Raw genomic sequence first — 18,115 nt, 5'->3', positions numbered from 1 at the left:
GGCGCAGCCAGCTTGACGATTCCCACATCCACCTACCGGATTCAGTTCCGCAACGGCATGACCTTCGACAAGGCGGCGGAACTTGTTCCCTATCTTAAGTCCCTGGGAATCAGCCACCTTTACGCCTCGCCGATATTTACGGCGGCAAAAGGCTCCACCCATGGTTACGATGTGGCCGATGCCAACGAAATCGAACCGGAAATCGGCGGTCGAGAGGGCTTCGAACGCCTCAGCGCCCGGCTGAGGCAGGAGGGCCTTGGCCTCATTCTCGATATCGTGCCGAACCACATGGCGTCTGGCCTGGAGAACCGCTGGTGGCGCAGCATTGTGGAATGGGGCAAAGACAGCCGCTATCATCACTTCTTCGATGTGAACTGGATGCGCAGGCTGACGCTTCCCTTCCTCGGCGATGACTTCGACAAAGTCTTGAGGGATGGAGACATTACACTTCTGCTGGACAAAGAGGCAGGCAATCTCGCCTTCGGCTATTTCGATAGCCACTATCCAATTGCTCCATCCACCTATGCTCTGGCTCTGGCTGGCATTCATCATCCGCTGGCAGACGGGCTGATTGCGCTTGCCCGCGATGCAAAACCGGAGGAGGAAGATACCTTCCACGACAGCATCCGCCAACTGTCACAAGACTTAGACAGCGCCACCCTCGACCAGAAACTCACTGAAGCCGCGCAGGATCATGGCTTTCTCGCTAACCTGCATGAGGCGCAACCCTATCGCCTGATGTCTTGGCGCGATGCACCGCGTGACCTCAGCTATCGCCGCTTCTTTGAAATTACGGGACTGGCCGGTCTTCGTGTGGAGGAGGAAGAGGTTTTCCTTGAAAGCCATCGCCTGATCCTTGAACTTGTACGCTCGGGCCAGGTCGACGGCCTTCGGATTGACCATGTGGACGGGCTTGCCAACCCTGGCGATTACCTTGCCCGCCTTCGGGAAGAGGTTGGGCCAAAATGCATTCTGCTCATCGAAAAAATCCTCGCGCATGGCGAACATCTTCCGCAGAAATGGCCGATCTCCGGCACCACCGGATATGAATTCATCGCCACCGTTTCTGATGCCTTGATTGAGCCGGAAGGTCTGGAACAGCTTCGCCATACCTATGCTGAACTGGCGGGACGCGAAATCGATATCGAGGAAGAGGTTCGCAAGGCCAAGGGCCTGATGGCGGACGTAAATTTTGAGGGGGAGTTTCGCACTCTCGCCACCATGGGTCAGGAAATGGCACAAGGCCACGGCATGTCAGTGGCAAGCGATGAGGCAGTGCTTTCCAATGCGCTGCGGGAACTGCTGATTGCCTTCCCCATCTACCGTACCTACGGAAACAAGCATGGGCTGGAACCCGCGGATCGTCAGAGGTTGACGGATGTCCTCACCCAGATCCGCGCGAAACCAACCGCGCCGGAACCAGAAGCGCTGGCCTTCATCGCTCGTATACTCGTTGGTGATGTGGATCAGGAATTCGATGCAAAGGCCGCTGTATTCCGCACCCGCTTCCAGCAGTTGACCGGGCCGCTGATGGCAAAATCCATTGAGGATACGCTGTTCTACCGCATCAACCCGGTTCTTGCCCTGAACGAGGTAGGCGCTGAGCCTTTACCGCGAAGCTATAGCCTTCAAAATTTTCATGCGGATATGAAGCAGAGACAGGCTCTCCAGCCGGAAGGCCTCTCCGCCAGCTCCACCCATGATACCAAACGAGGTGAAGATGCGCGGGCGCGGCTCTACACCCTCACCGAACAGCCAGAGCTTTTCACGCGTGCGTTTACGGAGTGGCAAGCGCTGCAGAAGCCAGAACTGGTGGCACTGAATGATGGGCCTGCACCGGAGCCCGAGGTGGAATGGCTTATCCTTCAGGCCCTTGCAGGCGTTTGGCCGCATGATCTTGCGGCCAGCGACACAGAGGCCTTGAAAGCACTCGAAGAGCGGTTGCTGCCCTACGTGGAGAAAAGCCTTCGGGAAGCCAAACTGCGCACCAACTGGAATGGCCCGAATGAAGGCTATGAGAAGGCGGTCGCGGCTTACGTCCGGCATTTGCTTTCGCCGGAGGGCCGGCCCTTTCGTGAGCATTTCCTGCGTGTGATGAAGCCGGTCTTCCTGGCGGGTGCCGTCAATTCCATGAGTCAAACCCTGATCAAGCTGACAGCGCCCGGTGTGCCGGATATCTATCAGGGTAGCGAAGTGATGGACCTGAGCGTCGTTGATCCCGATAATCGTCGGATGCCGAATTACGAGCACCTGATCCGCCAGATTGATCAGCCAACGGATGCAGCGCAGCCAGAAGCTTGGTTGAACGGCCACCTGAAGCAGCAAATCATCAAAACGCTACTGCACACACGTCGCGATCATCCTGATCTTTTCTGGCATGGCGAATATATTCCGCTCTATGCGGCTGGCGAGAGGGGTAGTCACGTGGTGTCCTTTGCCCGGCGCCTGGGCAAGCACACACTGGTGACGGTCGCTCCACGCTTCCTTCTTGACGACATTCAACAAACGGGAAGCCTGCCGGCTCCTTCCTTCTGGCATGGCACAAGCCTGACCACCCGGGAACTGGCAGGAAGCTCCCCCTTCCGTGATCTCTTTACGGGAGAAACTCTCGAACGCGATGAGCGAATTTCCATGGAAAAGCTCTTTGCCCGCCAGCCATTTGCGGTATTGCTGTCCTCGTGACAGCAATATCTTTTCATCCGAATAAGAAAAAGCGCCGGTCGTTAAACCAGCGCTTTTTTAAATTTCGGTTTTGTCTTGTTCAGGCGATGCCGACGAAAGACAGAACTGCAATAACGATAACGACTGCTCCAACGAGCCAAACGATGCTGTTCATGTGTTTCTCCCTAGTGTTGAGGTTGTTAAGCGGCAGAGAGCCGCGGGCTTATCTCAAGGTGGCGATCAGGAAAGACCGATCAGATTCAGGATCGCGATCACAATAACAACGGCTCCGACGAGCCAGACGATGCTGTTCATTCCCATGCTCCCTTTCGTTTCGGCTAATCAACGAGATCGTGAAGCAAAGGTTCCGCACGTCTCGCGGGAACATTCGATTGGCGCCGGTGTTCACTCGAAGAGCTGAGAAAATCTCGAGGATCAAGAAGAGGTTCCATGTCCATCACACCTGACACCTCCCCACTCAGCGTATTGCCAGCGCAAAACAACAAGCCGCAACGGCCTCAGCGGGTGGTGATTGTCGGTGCTGGTTTCGGCGGCCTTGCGGTGGCCCGCGCTTTGGGAAACTCCGTTTTGGATGTTACGGTCATCGACCGTCGCAATCACAACCTCTTCCAGCCACTTCTTTATCAGGTCGCAACCGCAGCGCTTTCGCCTGCCGATATTGCCGAACCCATTCGCCGCACACTGGGCCGCTACCACAACATCAAGGTCATGTTGGCACAGGTTTCAGGTATTGATCAGGCAAACCGCCAGGTGCTGCTCGATCAGGCAGATCCAGTGCCCTATGACCGGCTGATCATCGCGACGGGCTCTGAATATAACTATTTTGGCCATGATGAGTGGCGTGCTTTTGCACCCGGCCTCAAGACGATCCATGAAGCGCGGCTGATCCGTCAACGCCTGCTTCTCGCGTTCGAAAAGGCAGAGCTTTCCCGTGATCCCCAAGAAAAGAAGGCACTGCTGACGAGCGTGGTGATCGGAGGCGGACCAACTGGCGTTGAAATGGCCGGAGCCATTGCCGAACTTGGCCGCTTTATGATTACCCGCGATTTTCGCAAGCTCGCCCCAGAGGATTTTCGGGTTGTGCTGATCGAAGCTGGACCGAAAATCCTTGCTGCCTTTCCCGACGAGCTGACCGATTATGCGCGTAAGGAATTGGAAAAGCTGGGCGTGGAAGTCCAGACAGGCCGCATGGTTGAAAGGATCACCAAGGACAGCGTGATCGCCAGTGGCGAGACCATTTTCGCGGGCAACATTCTTTGGGGCGCAGGAGTGAAGGCCTCCCCGGCCTTTGCGTGGCTTGGACTGGAGCCAAAAGCAAACGGGCGCATTCCGGTGGGGCCGGACCTTCTGGTCGAGGGAAGCCAGGATATATATGCAATTGGCGATACCGCGCTTTGTCTAGGAGAGGATGGCAAGCCTCTGCCAGCGCTTGCCCAGGTGGCAAAGCAACAGGGTGAATATCTGGGCCGTTCGCTACGCTACGCACTTCTGGAAGGTCAAAAACCAGAACCCTTCCGCTTTCACAATCGAGGCAACACAGCCGTTATCGGTCGTCACGCCGCCATTTTCGATTTCGGCAAACGCCGCCTGAAAGGGCGCACTGCCTGGCTTTTATGGGCCTTCGTCCATGTCTATTTGTTGGTAAATTTCGAAAAGCGCCTACTCGTCAGTGTCCAGTGGCTTTGGCGCTATGCAACCCGCCAGCGCGGAGCGCGGCTGATTGATGAAAACGCCGGAAACATGGTTCCGGCCACGACGCATAGGAGTGAAACATGAACACGGCCAACCCGCAGCTGGAAGGGCTCTACATGGCCATTGCAGGCATCAACCGCCTGCTTGTGGAAAAGCAGCTTTTGACCCATGAGGAAATTCGCGACGTCCTCGGCGAAGTGGAGCGGGCAGTCCTGACCGATCCGAAAGCGCAAAGCGTTTCCCCCTCTCATGTCAAAGCCATGGCGTTTCCCATCCGCCTGCTTCTTGTTGCCAATGATGACGCAGAAAAAGGTGCGCATCCAAACTTTGAGGCTTTGGCACGCAAGGTGGGTCAGCAGGATACGCAAGACGCCCTATAGGGCCTTTGTCATGAGGATCAGATCGCCTGACGGATCAGATCCGGGAAACGCCACGAAGGGTCTGCGATCTTGCTCGGTGAAACCGAAGCTTTCATAGAGCGCCAAAGCCTTCGGGTTAAAACTCCCAACCAAGAGAGCGAGCCGGGAAGATCGCGCTTTTTTGGAAAGGTTGGCTGCCTCCTTCAAAAGCACCTTGCCCAAGCCCTTACCCTGCCATTCCGGATAAAGTGCAAGGGCAGAAATATAGGCAGAACCGGGCAGCAACGCTTTCAACTCATTTAACGGCCTTACCACGTCCGGCGCATCCGCTGGCATCACGGCGGGATCAGGCAGGGTGTATATGTTGAAGGCCCCCACTGTTTGCCCCTCAATTGTGGCGAGGGTCCAGTTCGAGCAGTGAATGAAATGCCGGGTGTCATGGGCAATGATCCTTCGCCCGACATTAGAAGGAGCCTCGCCTGTATTTGCTGAAAGGCTCCAGAGATATGACGTCAGTCCACGCGAGGCTGTATCTGCAAGCAGCACTAGATCTGCACAGTCCTGAACGGTTGCAGTACGAAATATAACGTCGTCTGTAATTGCTGCCATCGGCATCTCAGATGTTAAATCTAAAGTTGATAAAAATAATGATGCAATCAAAAGATGGCGGTGAACTTCAGTCACCGCCATCCTTCAGAATCAATATTAAGATGTTTTTGCGCTTTGTGAAAAGCCCGCATCTAATCCTTGAAATGACTAAGGGTTTTTAGATGATTGGCTTGCCGCCTGTGACCGCAATTGTCGCGCCGGATACATAGGACGAGAGCGGATCGGCCAGCATGACATAGGCTGTAGCGAGTTCTGCTGGTTGGCCCGGTCGCTTCATCGGCACCTGCTTGCCGAAGTTCTTCACCGAATCCTCTGGCATGGTAGAAGGGATGAGTGGTGTCCAGATCGGGCCGGGAGCAACGGCATTGGCGCGAATGCCCTTTTCCGCCAGCATCTGGGCGAGCCCTGCTGTGAAATTCTGGATGGCCCCCTTGGTTGTCGCATAGGCAAGTAGCGAAGGATTGGGGCTATCCGAATTGATTGAGGCGGTATTGATGATGGACGAACCCGGCTTCATGTGCGGGACTGCTGCCTTGGTAAGATAGAACATGGCATGGATGTTGACCTTGAAAGTCAGTTCCCACTCCTCATCCGGAATCTCTTCAATGGTCGAGAAGGTCGCCTGATGTGCTGCATTGTTCACGAGGATATCGATGCCACCTAGCTCTTGAACGGCTGAATCGATGACCTTACGGCAATGATCTGCAGATTGAAGATCGCCGGCGACGACGACAGCCTTTCGCCCTGCCTCTTCCACCAGACGCTTGGTTTCGTTCGCATCCTCATCTTCATTCAGGTATGAAATCAGCACGTCGGCACCCTCACGGGCAAAGGCAATGGCAACGGCACGGCCAATACCGCTATCGCCGCCGGTGATGACAGCCTTCTTGCCCTCCAAGCGGCCTGACCCCTTATAGGATGTCTCTCCATGGTCCGGTTTCGGCTGCATCTGGCGCGTCAGGCCGGGCATTTCGATTTTTTCCTGCGGGAAAGGCGGCGTGGGATGGTTCTGGTTCATGAAGTCACCTCTGATCGTTGGGGGATGTGAGGCCCAACGTCAGTCAACCGCCGATGTTCCAGCTTTCCTGTCAGACCGCAAAACGCAAAATTTGCGGCAGCGCCCCCAGAAGGGTCGCGCCATGCACATGGCCTTCCAGCACCTCCGACGAAACGGAAAGAGCTGGATTTTGCGCAAGGCGACCAATGAGAGCCATTGTCTCCGGCGCAGGTCCGGTGGGCGGCGGCCCCTTATCGTTAGAGCGCTGTTCCTTGTCGCCGAGGGACAGGAATACTCTGATCTTGCCTTCATCCGGCTTCGGCCAAATAGCTTCTTTCTCCAGCTTGCGCATCGGTTCCATCGCCCACCAGAGCGAGGGACTGACAGGTGCATAGGCTGAAAAAGCATCCGGTTGCCGAAAAAGCGTTATCAGCGTCATCAATCCGCCGAAGGAATGACCGCCGAGCACCCGCCGCGACGGGTCCACCTGCAATCCACGTTCAGCCTCAGTGCGCAATTCAGCCGTCAACATGGTCAGGAACTCAAAGCCGCCACCGATCTTTCGCTCTGGTCGCGAAGCATCGACATGCGGTCCCTCACCTTGTTTCGGCGGAGTGTAATCCAGAGTGCGCTCCACCATCGCGAATTTGCGTGAGGTGTCATAGCCTACACCGATCACCACCAGATCAGGCGAGAGCGCCAGCAGTTCCGGCGTCAGATCATCGAATACCGCATTTCCGTCCAGCATGGTCAGCGTCGGATATCCTGAAGCAGGCGCTGGCGTTTTCGGAATGGCCCGGAAAATGCGGAAAATGCGGCCATTGCTAAGTTTCACCACACGGTCATCCAGCCTGTGAGTCGGCACCTCCATATTGAAGATATCGAGTGTTGTTTCGGCAACCCGCATCTGGGCGTAGGTCAGGCTTGGCTTCAAAACGGATGTCATGGTTACGAACGGCAGGGCAGCGAGCAATTGACGGCGACGAAGGTTGAAGCCTGGCATAAAAACTCCCGCTGTTGTGATGGCCGCCTCCATATAATTCTTGACGAACTCACACCGCTTTAAATAAGTGAACCCACATTCTCAACTTATAATCGCCCGCTCATCCTGATTTCTGTGAGTGGACCCGGCGCAAGGATCACCCCATGCTGCTCTCTTCGTTTCGCTCTTTCACGCTTGCCTTCGCGCTGGCTGCCAGCGCCATCTCCGCCCATGGGGCGGATCTGACCATCCGCCATGCGCAGGGCGAAACCAAGCTGGCAGCGACGCCAAATAAGGTCGTGACCTTCGATCTTGCAGCACTCGACACGCTGGATGCCTTGGGCGTTTCCGTGGCAGGCGTGCCGAAAGCGCCGATGCCGGATTATCTCGCGAAATACGAGGGCGGTGGCACCGAAAAGATCGGCTCCCTGTTCGAGCCGGATTACGAGGCCATTGCCGCCATGCAGCCTGACCTCATTATTGTAACGGCGCGATCCGCCACCAAATTCAAAGAGTTGTCGCAGATTGCTCCGACAATTGATCTATCAGTCGATGGCACGAACTTCCTCAGGCAATCGGAAGATAACATCCGCATGTTGGCGCGCATCTTCGATAAGGAGAGCGAAGCCGACCGACTGATCGATAAGCTGAACACCTCCACAGCGGAATTGAAGCAAAAGACAAAGACGGCTGGCAAGGGTCTGATCGTGCTGACCACTGGCGGCAAGATGAGCACCTATGGCCCCGGCTCGCGCTTTGGCGTGCTATTTTCCGATTACGGCATGACGCCCGCCGATGAAACCATTAAGGCGGACACCCACGGCCAGCCGATTTCCTACGAATATATTCTGGAAAAGAACCCGGATTGGCTGATCGTGATTGATCGCGACGCGGCCATTGGCGGCAAGGGCGAAGCGGCTGCCAAGATGCTGGACAATGACATTGTTCACCAGACCACCGCCTGGAAGAAGAAGCAGGTCGTCTATCTCGATGGCTTGGCGCTCTATGTCGTCGGCGGCGGTCTCACGGCTTTGCAGAAGACTGTCGATCAACTGAACAGCGCAATCGCCGCTCGTTGAGACAGCGCAAAGGTCGATCAAACGGATTAGCCTCCTGCTGACTGGTGCATCATGCGTCTTGCCCTCGCCACTCTCGCTGTTTTCTCTCTTGGTTTGCTGAGCCTGTTTTTCGGCGTCAGCGACATCTCCCCGCTTGCCGTTTTGACAGGTCAGGCAGACGAGAAAGCGCTGCTTGTTCTGGCCGCAAGCCGCCTGCCCCGCACGTTGGCTCTCGTGCTTGCGGGCTCCGGCCTTGCTGTCTGCGGAACACTGATGCAGATGCTGGCGCGCAATCGCTTCGTTGAACCCTCAACGGCGGGAACGGTGGAATCGGCAAGCCTTGGCATGCTGATCGCGCTCATCGTTTCGCCGGGCATGCCCGTGCTTGGCAAAATGGCTTTTGCCGCAGCATTCGCGCTGGCAGGGACCGCGCTTTTCCTTGCCATCCTGCGGCGCATACCGCTGCATTCGGTGGTCATGGTGCCGCTGGTCGGCCTGATGCTGGGCGGAGTGATTTATTCTGTTGCCGCCTTCATTGCCTACCGGCTTAACATGATGCAGACGCTGGCAGCGTTTCAGAACGGCGATTTCTCCTCAGTCTTGCGTGGGCGCTACGAAATTCTCTGGCTTTCCTTCGCGCTGACGATTGCCGCCTATATCGCCGCCGACCGGTTTACCCTCGCTGGTCTTGGTGAGGAATTTGCCACTAATCTGGGCCTCAACTACCGCCACGTCATGATGCTTGGCCTCGTCATTGTTTCCATGGTCACGGCGTGCGTCGTCGTCACAGCGGGTGTCATCCCATTCCTCGGTCTCATCGTGCCGAATGTGGTGAGCATGGTGATGGGCGATAGCCTTCGCCGCAGCCTGCCCTGGACAGCTCTTTTTGGCGCCGGACTGGTGCTGGCTTGCGACATCATCGGGCGCATCGTCGTCTGGCCGTTTGAAGTGCCGGTGGGCGCTGTTCTCGGTGTGCTCGGCAGTGGCTTCTTCCTCTTCCTGCTCACAAGGAGGCAGAGCCGTGCGGCGTAACCCTATGCTCATTCTTAGCGTTTTGAGCGTTCTCTGTCTTGCCGCCTGCCTTGCCTTCATGACCCTTGGCGCGCGCGGAAGCTGGTCCTTCATCCTTGGCTTTCGTGGAACCAAGCTGCTTGGAATTTTGCTTGTGGCCTACGCCATAGCCCTCTCCACCGTGCTTTTCCAAACCATCACGAACAACCGAATTCTCACACCCTCCGTCATGGGTTTCGATAGCCTTTACGGCCTGTTGCAGACCCTTCTTGTGTCTATGCTTGGCGCTGCCAGCCTTTCCACGCTCGATCCACGGCTGCTTTTTGTGCTGAGTATCGCAGTGATGATGGGCTTTTCGCTGATCCTGTTTCAGCTTCTCTTTTCCGGCGCGCTGAAAAGCCTCCATCTGTTGATGCTGACTGGCATTGTGGTCGGCGTCCTGTTTCGAAGCCTTTCCGGGTTCATTCAGCGTATTCTCGATCCGAACGATTTCGTTATCTTGCAGGATCGGCTGTTCGCCAATTTCAATTCCATGGATGCGGAGCTGCTCGGCGTTTCTTTCGGCCTGGTCGGCATGGCCTCGCTCGTTGCCTGGCGCATCGGCCACACTTTCGATGTTCTGGCGCTCGGTCGGGAAACTGCCATTTCGCTCGGCGTCGATTACAAGCGCTTAACCTTGATCATTCTCATTCTGGTGTCCGTACTTGTGTCGGTCTCCACCGCGCTTGTTGGTCCTGCCACATTCTTCGGCGTCCTGGTCGCAAACCTTGCCTACATCCTGATGCCATCGGCCAAGCACCGCTTCGTCATTCCCACCGCCGTATTACTGGCAATCCTGATGCTTGTGGGAGGTCAAACCTTCTTGGAACGTGCGTTCAGCTTCAACACCGCCCTCTCCATCATCATTGAGTTTGCGGGCGGTATTTTCTTCATTCTCTTCCTGCTGCGAGGTGCCATCCGATGATCGAGATCCAGGGCGTCAGCAAAGCCTATGGCGAAACGGTGGTGGTCGATGGTGTTACGCTCACCCTGCCAAAGGGAGGCCTCACCTCCATCATCGGCCCGAACGGCGCTGGAAAATCCACTCTTCTATCGATGATTGCCCGTTTGCTGCCCATGGATCAGGGCAAGGTTTTGGTGGATGGGCTGGATGTGGCCCGCACCTCGGGAGATGCTCTGGCGCGAAGGCTGGCGTTTCTCCGGCAGGATAACCACATGGTCGCCCGCCTCACCGTGCGCGATCTCGTGACCTTTGGCCGCTACCCCTATTCCAAAGGCCGCCCGACGCGGGAAGATGCGCAGCATGTGGAGCGGGCGCTCAGTTACTTGGGCCTTGAAGCCCTGGCGGAACGCTACCTGGACGAACTCTCCGGCGGGCAACGGCAACGCGCCTTTGTTGCCATGGTACTCTGCCAGGATACGGATTACATGCTTTTCGATGAGCCGCTGAACAATCTCGATATCCGCCACGCCGTTGGCATGATGAAGCTTCTGAAGAATGCCGCCCGCGACCTCAACAAGACGGTGGTCGTGGTGCTGCACGATATCAACTTCGCCTCCTGCTATTCCGATCACATCGTCGTCATGCGCGAGGCAAAGCTGTTTAAGCAGGGCGCGCCAATCGATATCGTACAACCAGAGACCCTATCGGAAATCTATGGTACGGAGTTTACTGTGCACCAGCTCGACGGGCACAGGATTGCCACTTATTTCACCTGACGGAACATGACATGCAGAACGCCTATCCCGGTCTCGATCTCCATCACGAAGGTCACCGGATCAGGCTAAAATGGCATCGTTTGCGACTGAGGCTCGATGCGCCTCTGTTTTCGGCAGATACCATGGCGGAAGGTTTTCGGCTCGGGGCATCCATGGAGCTGGACCTTCGTGTACGCGGCGATGGTGGCTTTGTGGTTCTGCATGATGCAGACCTGAAGGGTGAAACAAGCGGTCACGGTTTGGTCAGGGCGGCCAGCGGCAGCGATATCCGCGTTCTCACCATGAAAAGTGGCGGAACCCCTCCGATCCTCAGTGAAGATCTGGCCCACCTCATGCAATCGGCACACAGCCAAGCCCTGCTGCAATTCGACATGAAGGACGATCTCGCCACAATTGGGCCAGGTGGTCTTGCGCATCTCAAGCGCTATTTCGCGGAGATGGGGCAGTTCATGATCGTCAGCGGGGCGGACCTCTCCCTGATTGAAGCCATCCGGCGCGAACTGCCTCAAGTCCCCCGTGGTATTGATCCCACTGACAAGCTGTTTAATTTGCTGCACCGAGCGGGACCGGAGGCGGTGGAGCGTGAGCTATTATCCTATCTGGATGGCCCTACTGATCCGCATATGGTCTATCTCTCCTGGCCGCTTCTTCTGGCAGCGCACGCGTCAGGGCTGGACCTTGTAGCGCTTTGCCATTCCAAAGGCCGCACGGTGGATGCCTGGACATTCAATCTCCAGAATCGTGACCTTGGATTTTCCTCCGAGGAATGGCGGCAGTTCGCATCCCTGCTCGATCTTCGCGTCGATCAGATTACAACAGACGAGGCTCCGGCCACTGAAAGAGCCATGCAATTGAGAAGAGAGGCGGTCAATTTTTCGAAGAATTCTGATCAATAAGGACAGTGCTTTAAATCAAAAACCCGCCGTAGCGCTTTCGCTCGGCGGGTTTCTTTGATCAAGCACTCCAGCAGGAGGCTTCAATTACATTTCTGGGCAACCGCGCTCGTTTGCGAAGGTGACGCGCTGTACGCCACGGCGAGTTTCGCCTTCTACGACAACACGGCCCGGGGTGACGCGCACCACTTCAGGATCGCGAAGACCCATATCGCGTGCGGCTGCACGTGCTTCACGCTCGCTGCAGCCACGGCCAGGGCCGCGGCGGTAATCGCGCTGCATCTCACGTTCGCGATCACGAACAACAGGGCGAACGCCATCCGGCCCGATGCGCAGTTCCACATCCTGAGCGCCTGCGGGCGTAGCCGTGACAACGCCTGCGACCGCCATTGTCAGCGCCAGAGAGGCAGCTTGGATCGCCTTGAACATGTTTCCTCCTCGTGCCGCTCGATGGGCACTCTCTATCGTTACGCGGGCCATCAACGCGGCCATATGAAGTTTTGTTCCATGGCACAGAGAAAAGTCAACATCGTTGAAACCTCATCGCAAATGTTAAAAGAGTACGAACACTAGGTCCTTATGAAATCGAGCCGATATTATACTTCAGCTTAACTATTGACCCTCTACTGATAGAGAAATGCTCCATATCCATATGAAATCATTTTCATTTATGCAGAGCATCTAATTTTAGGGCGGCGGGGGCCGACCTGTTTTTTGGGGGTTATGGACGAAGATGCTCAATCGCTTGTCGATTAGGACGAAGATCTTATCGCTGATCATTTCTCTGGGTTTGTTTACGTTCGCTGGCATCGTCTATTTGAGCGAGACATTCGATGGCGCAAACGATCGCTATGCGGACTTCATCAAGACCCAGGCAGCATCCGCTGTTTTGGGCGCACGGTCTTCCGCAGGTATGTGGACAGCAGTCAACGCTATCACGCGCGTTGCGTTGAATGAGCGCGGCTCCCCAGCTTATGAAGAGGGCAAAGCCGCTTTCGCTCGCAATTTGGCCGGTGCGAAGGAAAAGCTGGTAACGATTTCCACCAACGTGCCGGAGCGCCGCCCTGCAGTCGCTGAGATCAATACCTTGATCGAAGAGTTCAAGACAGTTTTTGACAAGGTGGTTGCCGCCAAGGAGGCGGGTAACGATGCGGAAGCTTATTCCATCGTTCGCTCGCTGGACAAGCTATCGCAAACTTTCTCGGACAAATCAGGCGCCAACAATGCGAGCTTGACGGCTCTGGTCGATACAGGCGGCAGCACGATCGCTGCGGAAACCGATGCTGTCATCGACATGAGTTTCTACGTTCTTCTGGCAGGAATTATCGGCATTGTCAGCTTTGCGTTCTACGTCTCTCATGCGGGCATTACATCTCCGATGAACCTTTTGAGCGGCCGCATGAAGACGCTGGCCAACGGGGAAACCGGGGCAGCGATTGAAGGTACGGATCGCGCTGATGAAATCGGCGCAATGGCACAGACTGTGGCCATTTTCCGCCAAAACCTGCTGGAGCGCCAGGAACTTGAAGCCAAGGCGGAGGCTGCGCGGCGCGAGGTGGATGCAGAGCGGGCGCAGAACGAAGCCATTAAGGCTGAGGAGGCTGGCACGCTGGCCAATGTCGTGCAGTCTCTGGCTGCTGGTTTGAAAGCTCTTTCGGATGGAGATCTTTCCTTCCGCATTTCCAAACCATTCACACCTACGCTCGATAACCTTCGCATGGACTTCAACAATTCTCTTGAACGTCTGGCTGCTGCCATGCAGGAGGTTGGCGGCAATGCCCAGACGATCGGTGCTGGCGTGAATCAGTTGCGCAATTCCACGCAAGATCTTGCCCACCGCACGGAGCAGCAGGCTGCCTCAGTTGAGCAAACAGCCGCCGCATTGGAAGAGATAACCACGACCGTGCGCGACGGCGCCAAGCGCGCTGAAGAGACACGTCGATTGGTGGCTGAAACCGGAGAAGGCGCTCGTCAGTCTGGCGCTGTCGTTCGCTCCGCTGTGGATGCAATGGAAGCCATTGAGACTTCTTCAGAACAAATTTCCAGCATTATCGGCGTCATCGATGAAATTGCTTTCCAGACCAACCTTCTTGCCCTCAATGCAGGCGTGGAGGCTGCGCGTGCTGGCGAAGCGGGCAAGGGTTTTGCTGTCGTCGCACAGGAAGTTCGCGAACTGGCGCAAAGATCCGCCAAGGCCGCGAAGGAAATCAAGGATCTGATCCACACCTCCAGCGAACAGGTGGCGCGCGGCGTGGAACTGGTTGGCAATACCGGCAAATCGCTGGAAGGCATTGTCGAACAGGTTCAGAAAATGACTGCGAATATCCAGGCTATTGCGGAAGCCTATCGCGAACAGTCCTTGGGACTGCAGGAGGTGAATACGGCGGTGAACTCTATCGACCAAGGCACGCAGAAAAATGCGGCCATGGTTCAGGACGCAACCTCCACCTCGCAGAACCTTGCAGGCGACGCGCAGGCGCTTATTCAACTGCTCGGCCAGTTCCGCCTGCCACAACAGGGCAGCGCTTCATCCTACAGCAGAGCAGCCTGATCACGGCAACGCTACAAAAGCTCCCGGCCCGGGTCGGGAGCTTTTCCATATCAGATATCCAGTGCCTCTCGAAGAGCCAGACCATCCCGAACACGCAGATCAAGATCCGCTTCGATATGATCGATGTGATGCAGCATCAATGCGCTGGCTCTCGCAGCATCCCGCGCTTCAAGCGCTGCCAGAATATCAGCATGTTCGTGATGGCCACAGCGTGAAACGCCAGTATTGCCGTAAAGTGCAATTACAAGCGAAGAGCGGGCGACAAGCTCGTCCATGAAGCGCTCTAGGATGACATTGCCAGATACCCGCGCCAACATCAGGTGAAAATCGCCCGACGCCTTGATTTCCGCCCGCCGTGCCGCCGGACCTCGCTGGTTCATGTAGCGGGTTTCTTCGTCCAGCTGTTTGCGAAAATCCTCAACATCGCGGTCAGTCAACCGCTCAATCGCCGCGCTCACGATCCCGGGCTCCAGCAAACGGCGAGACGCGAACACCTGCCTCGCCTCTTCAGGAGACGGATTGGATACAAAAGCCCCTCGATTTCGCTCGGATTTCACAAGGCCTTCAAATGTCAGCATCTGCAAGGCTGCGCGAACCACGGTGCGGCTGGCATCGAAAAGCGTACCAACCTCCGCTTCCGAAAGCTTGGTGCCGGGCGCAAGACGCCGGTCAACAATGGCATCCCGCAGCGCTTCTCGTATGGCCAGGGCGCGATCATCCGGCACATCTTCAAACGGAGAAATCTTGTCGCTGATCTGCATGATCGAATCCAGTTGCGCTCCTCTTCTAGCCTGAACATGAAGCGGAAGAAAGAAGCTCGGTCGATTGGATACAATCCACCCAATCCTTCGTACACAATCGCTGAAAATTTGAGCAAAGACTGCTCGTGCGCTGTGCGTGCAGCGCACAAAACCGCCTGAGCCCTTCCTAATGCACGTCAAACACCGCGAAATCCGAATTGGCACGCCTCATGCATCAATCAATTCGGCTTGAGGGAGACGTGTATGAGCAAAGCAGCAGAAATTGAGATTGCCTCGGTATCCAAGATCTATGGTGCGACCAAAGCCGTCCACTCAATCAACCTCAAAATTCCCGCAGGCAGTTATTGCTGCCTGCTCGGCCCATCCGGATGCGGCAAGACATCAACTTTGAGAATGATTGCCGGGCACGAGAGCGTGTCCGAGGGTGATATACTTCTGGGCAACAAGGACGTGACAGACCTTCCGCCGGCAGCACGCGGCACGGCCATGATGTTTCAGTCCTACGCTCTTTTTCCCCATCTTGATCTGATCGACAATGTCGCCTTCTCCCTGAAAATGAAAGGGGTCGATAAAGAAACACGACGCGCCAAGGCACTCGACATGCTGAAGCTGATGCAGCTGGAACCCTATGCCAACCGGCGTCCGGCCCAGCTTTCCGGTGGTCAGCAGCAACGTGTGGCTCTCGCCCGCGCCCTGATTACCGATCCTGAAGCTCTGCTTCTGGATGAGCCACTGTCTGCCCTCGATCCGTTTCTTAAAATTCGCATGCGGGCTGAACTCAAAAAGCTGCAAAATACGCTTGGCATCACCTTCGTTCACGTCACCCACAGCCAGGAAGAAGCGATGGCGCTGGCAGATATCATCGTGGTGATGAACGATGGTCGCATAGAGCAAGCCGCTGCCCCACGCGATGTATTTGAGCGTCCAGCCACTGCCTTCGTCGCTCGCTTTATGGGTGATCACAATGTCATTTCCGGCAAGGTCACCGCAAGGACCGATGAAGGCATCGCCCTTGCCATTCCCGCGGGTGGCCGATTCTCGGCCCCTCCCTCCAAACTTGAAGAAGGAAGCCCCGTTGATATCGCGATCCGCACAGACCGGGTGCAAATTGGCAATGCCCCGATGGAAGGGCGAGGCTTTACCGGCACTGTTTCCAACGTCGAATATCGCGGCTCATCCGTGAAGCTGGTCGCTACAGGCGCCGGCATCGAGGAATTCACCGCCATCATCAGCGACACAATGTTCTTTGCCTCACCCATTCGGGTTGGCGAAGCCATCCAGCTGTCCTGGAACGCCGAGGACGTAATCGTGCTCGGACACAACGCATAACAAGAAAACATCAAAACCAAGAACCACAGAGAGGAACATGGCATGACTGATACCCCTAAGAAGCCTTCAGGCATCTCCCGCCGCGCCCTGCTGAAAACGGCCTCTGCCGCAGCCGGTCTTGCTGCCGGTTCCGGTGCGATCACCGGCTTTCCCACCATTTGGGCGCAGAGCAAGATCACGCTTCGCCAGTTCGGCACCGGCGTTTCCAACATCAATGCCGTTGCCGAACAGTGCAAGAAGGACCTCGGCATCACGCTGGAGATGACAGCAACAGACTCCGATGCCGCTGCCCAACGCGCCGTGACGCAGCCAAACTCCTACGATATCGCTGACATCGAATACTGGATTTTGAAAAAGGTCTATCCGGCAGGTGTCATCCAGCCGATGGATGTGAAGAAGCTGAAGAACTACGACAGCGTCGTGCCATTGTTCAAGAACGGCAAGCTGAAGGCCGATAGCGTGATTGCGCAAGGCACCGCGCCCCATACGGTCGGATATGTCGAAAAGCCCGGCACCAAGACCTTCGCCAAGGGTGAGACCGAATGGTTCACCATGATGCCCACCATCTATAACGCTGATACGCTCGGCATTCGACCGGATCTGGTTGGCCGTGAGATCAACAGCTGGGCTGATATTCTGGACCCGGCCTTTAAAGGCAAGACCTCGATCCTCAACATTCCTTCGATCGGAATCATGGATGCGGCAATGATCATGGAAGCCAAAGGCGATATCAAATACGCCGACAAGGGCAACATGACCAAGGCCGAGATCGACAAGACGATCGAGTTCCTGATCAAGACCAAGCAATCGGGTCAATTCCGCGCCTTCTGGAAGAGCTTCGATGAAAGCGTAAACCTGATGGCTTCAGGCGAAGTGGTCATCCAGTCGATGTGGTCACCTGCGGTTGCCGCTGTTCGCTCGAAGGGCATCGCCTGCAAATACCAGCCCCTGAAGGAAGGTTATCGCGCCTGGGGCGGCGGCTTGGGCCTGGCTTCGCACCTCAAGGGCGCGCAGCTGGATGCCGCGTATGAATACATCAACTGGTACACATCCGGCTGGGTCGGCGCTTACCTCAATCGCCAAGGCTATTACTCAGCCTGCATGGAAACCGCGAAGAAATTCATGACCGCCGACGAATGGGGTTACTGGATCGATGGCAAACCCGCGCAAGGCGACATCCTCTCGCCGGAAGGCAAGGTGATGGAAAAGGCTGGCTCCGTGCGTGACGGCGGTTCGTTCGAAGATCGCATGGGCAAGGTCGCCTGCTGGAACTCCGTCATGGACGAGGACCGCTATATGGTTCGCCGCTGGAACGAGTTCATCGCGGCTTAAGCGGGTCAGCCCTCTGTTGTGGGTAGGCAGGCGTGGGCGTTTACCCCCTTTGCCTTGCCAGGCATCTCCCCCTCAAGGGGGGAGATCGGCAGAACGGTTATCCACCCATTCGCCACGCTTAGTCAACGCGCTCCCTGTTC

The 18,115-nt window shown here is 56.3% G+C and carries 16 protein-coding genes; 11 read left to right on the top strand and 5 right to left on the bottom strand.

Annotated features, from left to right (window positions below):
• Positions 1–12: 12 nt before the first annotated feature.
• From treY to AC0JZ1_RS05320, 3 genes are all read left to right on the top strand, one after another.
• Positions 13–2,682 carry a malto-oligosyltrehalose synthase gene (treY, locus tag AC0JZ1_RS05330; protein WP_471881381.1) on the top strand — a complete coding sequence of 890 codons (2,670 nt, stop codon included), beginning with the start codon at positions 13–15 and terminating at the stop codon, positions 2,680–2,682.
• Positions 2,683–3,111: 429 nt separating this feature from the next.
• The gene (locus AC0JZ1_RS05325) at positions 3,112–4,458 is read left to right on the top strand and encodes an NAD(P)/FAD-dependent oxidoreductase (protein WP_471881380.1); all 1,347 of its coding nucleotides are present in this window, start codon (positions 3,112–3,114) and stop codon (positions 4,456–4,458) included.
• Positions 4,455–4,754, top strand: coding sequence for a hypothetical protein (locus tag AC0JZ1_RS05320; protein WP_471881379.1), 300 nt, complete (start codon positions 4,455–4,457; stop codon positions 4,752–4,754). Before AC0JZ1_RS05325 ends, AC0JZ1_RS05320 begins: the two co-directional genes overlap by 4 nt.
• Here AC0JZ1_RS05320 and AC0JZ1_RS05315 read toward each other — a convergent pair.
• The 3 genes from AC0JZ1_RS05315 to AC0JZ1_RS05305 all read right to left on the bottom strand — a co-directional run bounded on the left by AC0JZ1_RS05315 (position 4,749) and on the right by AC0JZ1_RS05305 (position 7,342).
• A complete protein-coding gene (locus AC0JZ1_RS05315; protein ID WP_471881378.1) occupies positions 4,749–5,423 on the bottom strand; it encodes a GNAT family N-acetyltransferase in 675 nt (224 codons plus the stop codon). The two genes, AC0JZ1_RS05320 and AC0JZ1_RS05315, sit on opposite strands and share 6 nt — an antisense overlap.
• A 76-nt stretch (positions 5,424–5,499) precedes the next feature.
• Positions 5,500–6,360, bottom strand: a complete 861-nt coding sequence (locus AC0JZ1_RS05310; protein ID WP_471881377.1) for an SDR family oxidoreductase — start codon at positions 6,358–6,360, stop codon at positions 5,500–5,502.
• 70 nt (positions 6,361–6,430) lie between these two features.
• On the bottom strand, positions 6,431–7,342 hold the full coding sequence (locus AC0JZ1_RS05305; protein WP_471881376.1) for an alpha/beta hydrolase: 912 nt from the start codon (positions 7,340–7,342) through the stop codon (positions 6,431–6,433).
• 143 nt (positions 7,343–7,485) lie between these two features.
• Here AC0JZ1_RS05305 and AC0JZ1_RS05300 point away from each other — a divergent pair, with 143 nt between their 5' ends.
• The 5 genes from AC0JZ1_RS05300 to AC0JZ1_RS05280 are packed head-to-tail and all read left to right on the top strand — an operon-like array spanning position 7,486 to position 12,005.
• Positions 7,486–8,400: a siderophore ABC transporter substrate-binding protein gene (locus AC0JZ1_RS05300; protein WP_471881375.1), complete on the top strand. Its 915-nt coding sequence runs from the start codon at positions 7,486–7,488 to the stop codon at positions 8,398–8,400.
• Between the two features lie 48 nt (positions 8,401–8,448).
• Positions 8,449–9,411, top strand: a complete 963-nt coding sequence (locus AC0JZ1_RS05295) for an ABC transporter permease (protein ID WP_471883364.1) — start codon at positions 8,449–8,451, stop codon at positions 9,409–9,411.
• Positions 9,401–10,354, top strand: coding sequence for an iron chelate uptake ABC transporter family permease subunit (locus AC0JZ1_RS05290; protein WP_471881374.1), 954 nt, complete (start codon positions 9,401–9,403; stop codon positions 10,352–10,354). The genes AC0JZ1_RS05295 and AC0JZ1_RS05290 overlap by 11 nt, the downstream gene beginning before the upstream one ends.
• Positions 10,351–11,109 (top strand): iron ABC transporter ATP-binding protein, encoded by a 759-nt coding sequence (locus AC0JZ1_RS05285; protein ID WP_471881373.1) that lies wholly within the window; start codon positions 10,351–10,353, stop codon positions 11,107–11,109. Before AC0JZ1_RS05290 ends, AC0JZ1_RS05285 begins: the two co-directional genes overlap by 4 nt.
• Before the next feature lie 11 nt (positions 11,110–11,120).
• Complete coding sequence (locus AC0JZ1_RS05280) at positions 11,121–12,005, top strand: glycerophosphodiester phosphodiesterase (protein ID WP_471881372.1); 885 nt, start codon at positions 11,121–11,123, stop codon at positions 12,003–12,005.
• Positions 12,006–12,089: 84 nt separating this feature from the next.
• Here AC0JZ1_RS05280 and AC0JZ1_RS05275 read toward each other — a convergent pair whose 3' ends face one another.
• Positions 12,090–12,392 (bottom strand): hypothetical protein, encoded by a 303-nt coding sequence (locus AC0JZ1_RS05275; RefSeq protein WP_471883363.1) that lies wholly within the window; start codon positions 12,390–12,392, stop codon positions 12,090–12,092.
• Positions 12,393–12,747: 355 nt separating this feature from the next.
• Here AC0JZ1_RS05275 and AC0JZ1_RS05270 point away from each other — a divergent pair, with 355 nt between their 5' ends.
• A complete protein-coding gene (locus tag AC0JZ1_RS05270; protein WP_471881371.1) occupies positions 12,748–14,553 on the top strand; it encodes a methyl-accepting chemotaxis protein in 1,806 nt (601 codons plus the stop codon).
• A 50-nt stretch (positions 14,554–14,603) separates the two neighbouring features.
• Here AC0JZ1_RS05270 and AC0JZ1_RS05265 read toward each other — a convergent pair whose 3' ends face one another.
• Complete coding sequence (locus AC0JZ1_RS05265) at positions 14,604–15,314, bottom strand: GntR family transcriptional regulator (RefSeq protein ID WP_471881370.1); 711 nt, start codon at positions 15,312–15,314, stop codon at positions 14,604–14,606.
• Positions 15,315–15,557: 243 nt separating this feature from the next.
• Here AC0JZ1_RS05265 and AC0JZ1_RS05260 point away from each other — a divergent pair, with 243 nt between their 5' ends.
• Positions 15,558–16,643, top strand: coding sequence for an ABC transporter ATP-binding protein (locus tag AC0JZ1_RS05260; protein WP_471881369.1), 1,086 nt, complete (start codon positions 15,558–15,560; stop codon positions 16,641–16,643).
• A gap of 42 nt (positions 16,644–16,685) precedes the next feature.
• Positions 16,686–17,975, top strand: coding sequence for an ABC transporter substrate-binding protein (locus tag AC0JZ1_RS05255; protein WP_471881368.1), 1,290 nt, complete (start codon positions 16,686–16,688; stop codon positions 17,973–17,975).
• The last annotated feature ends 140 nt before the right edge of the window (positions 17,976–18,115 follow it).

Source organism: Affinirhizobium capsici, assembly GCF_977018625.1.
The sequence above is the reverse complement of the archived record's forward strand: the minus strand, read 5'-3'. Positions and strand labels throughout refer to the sequence as shown.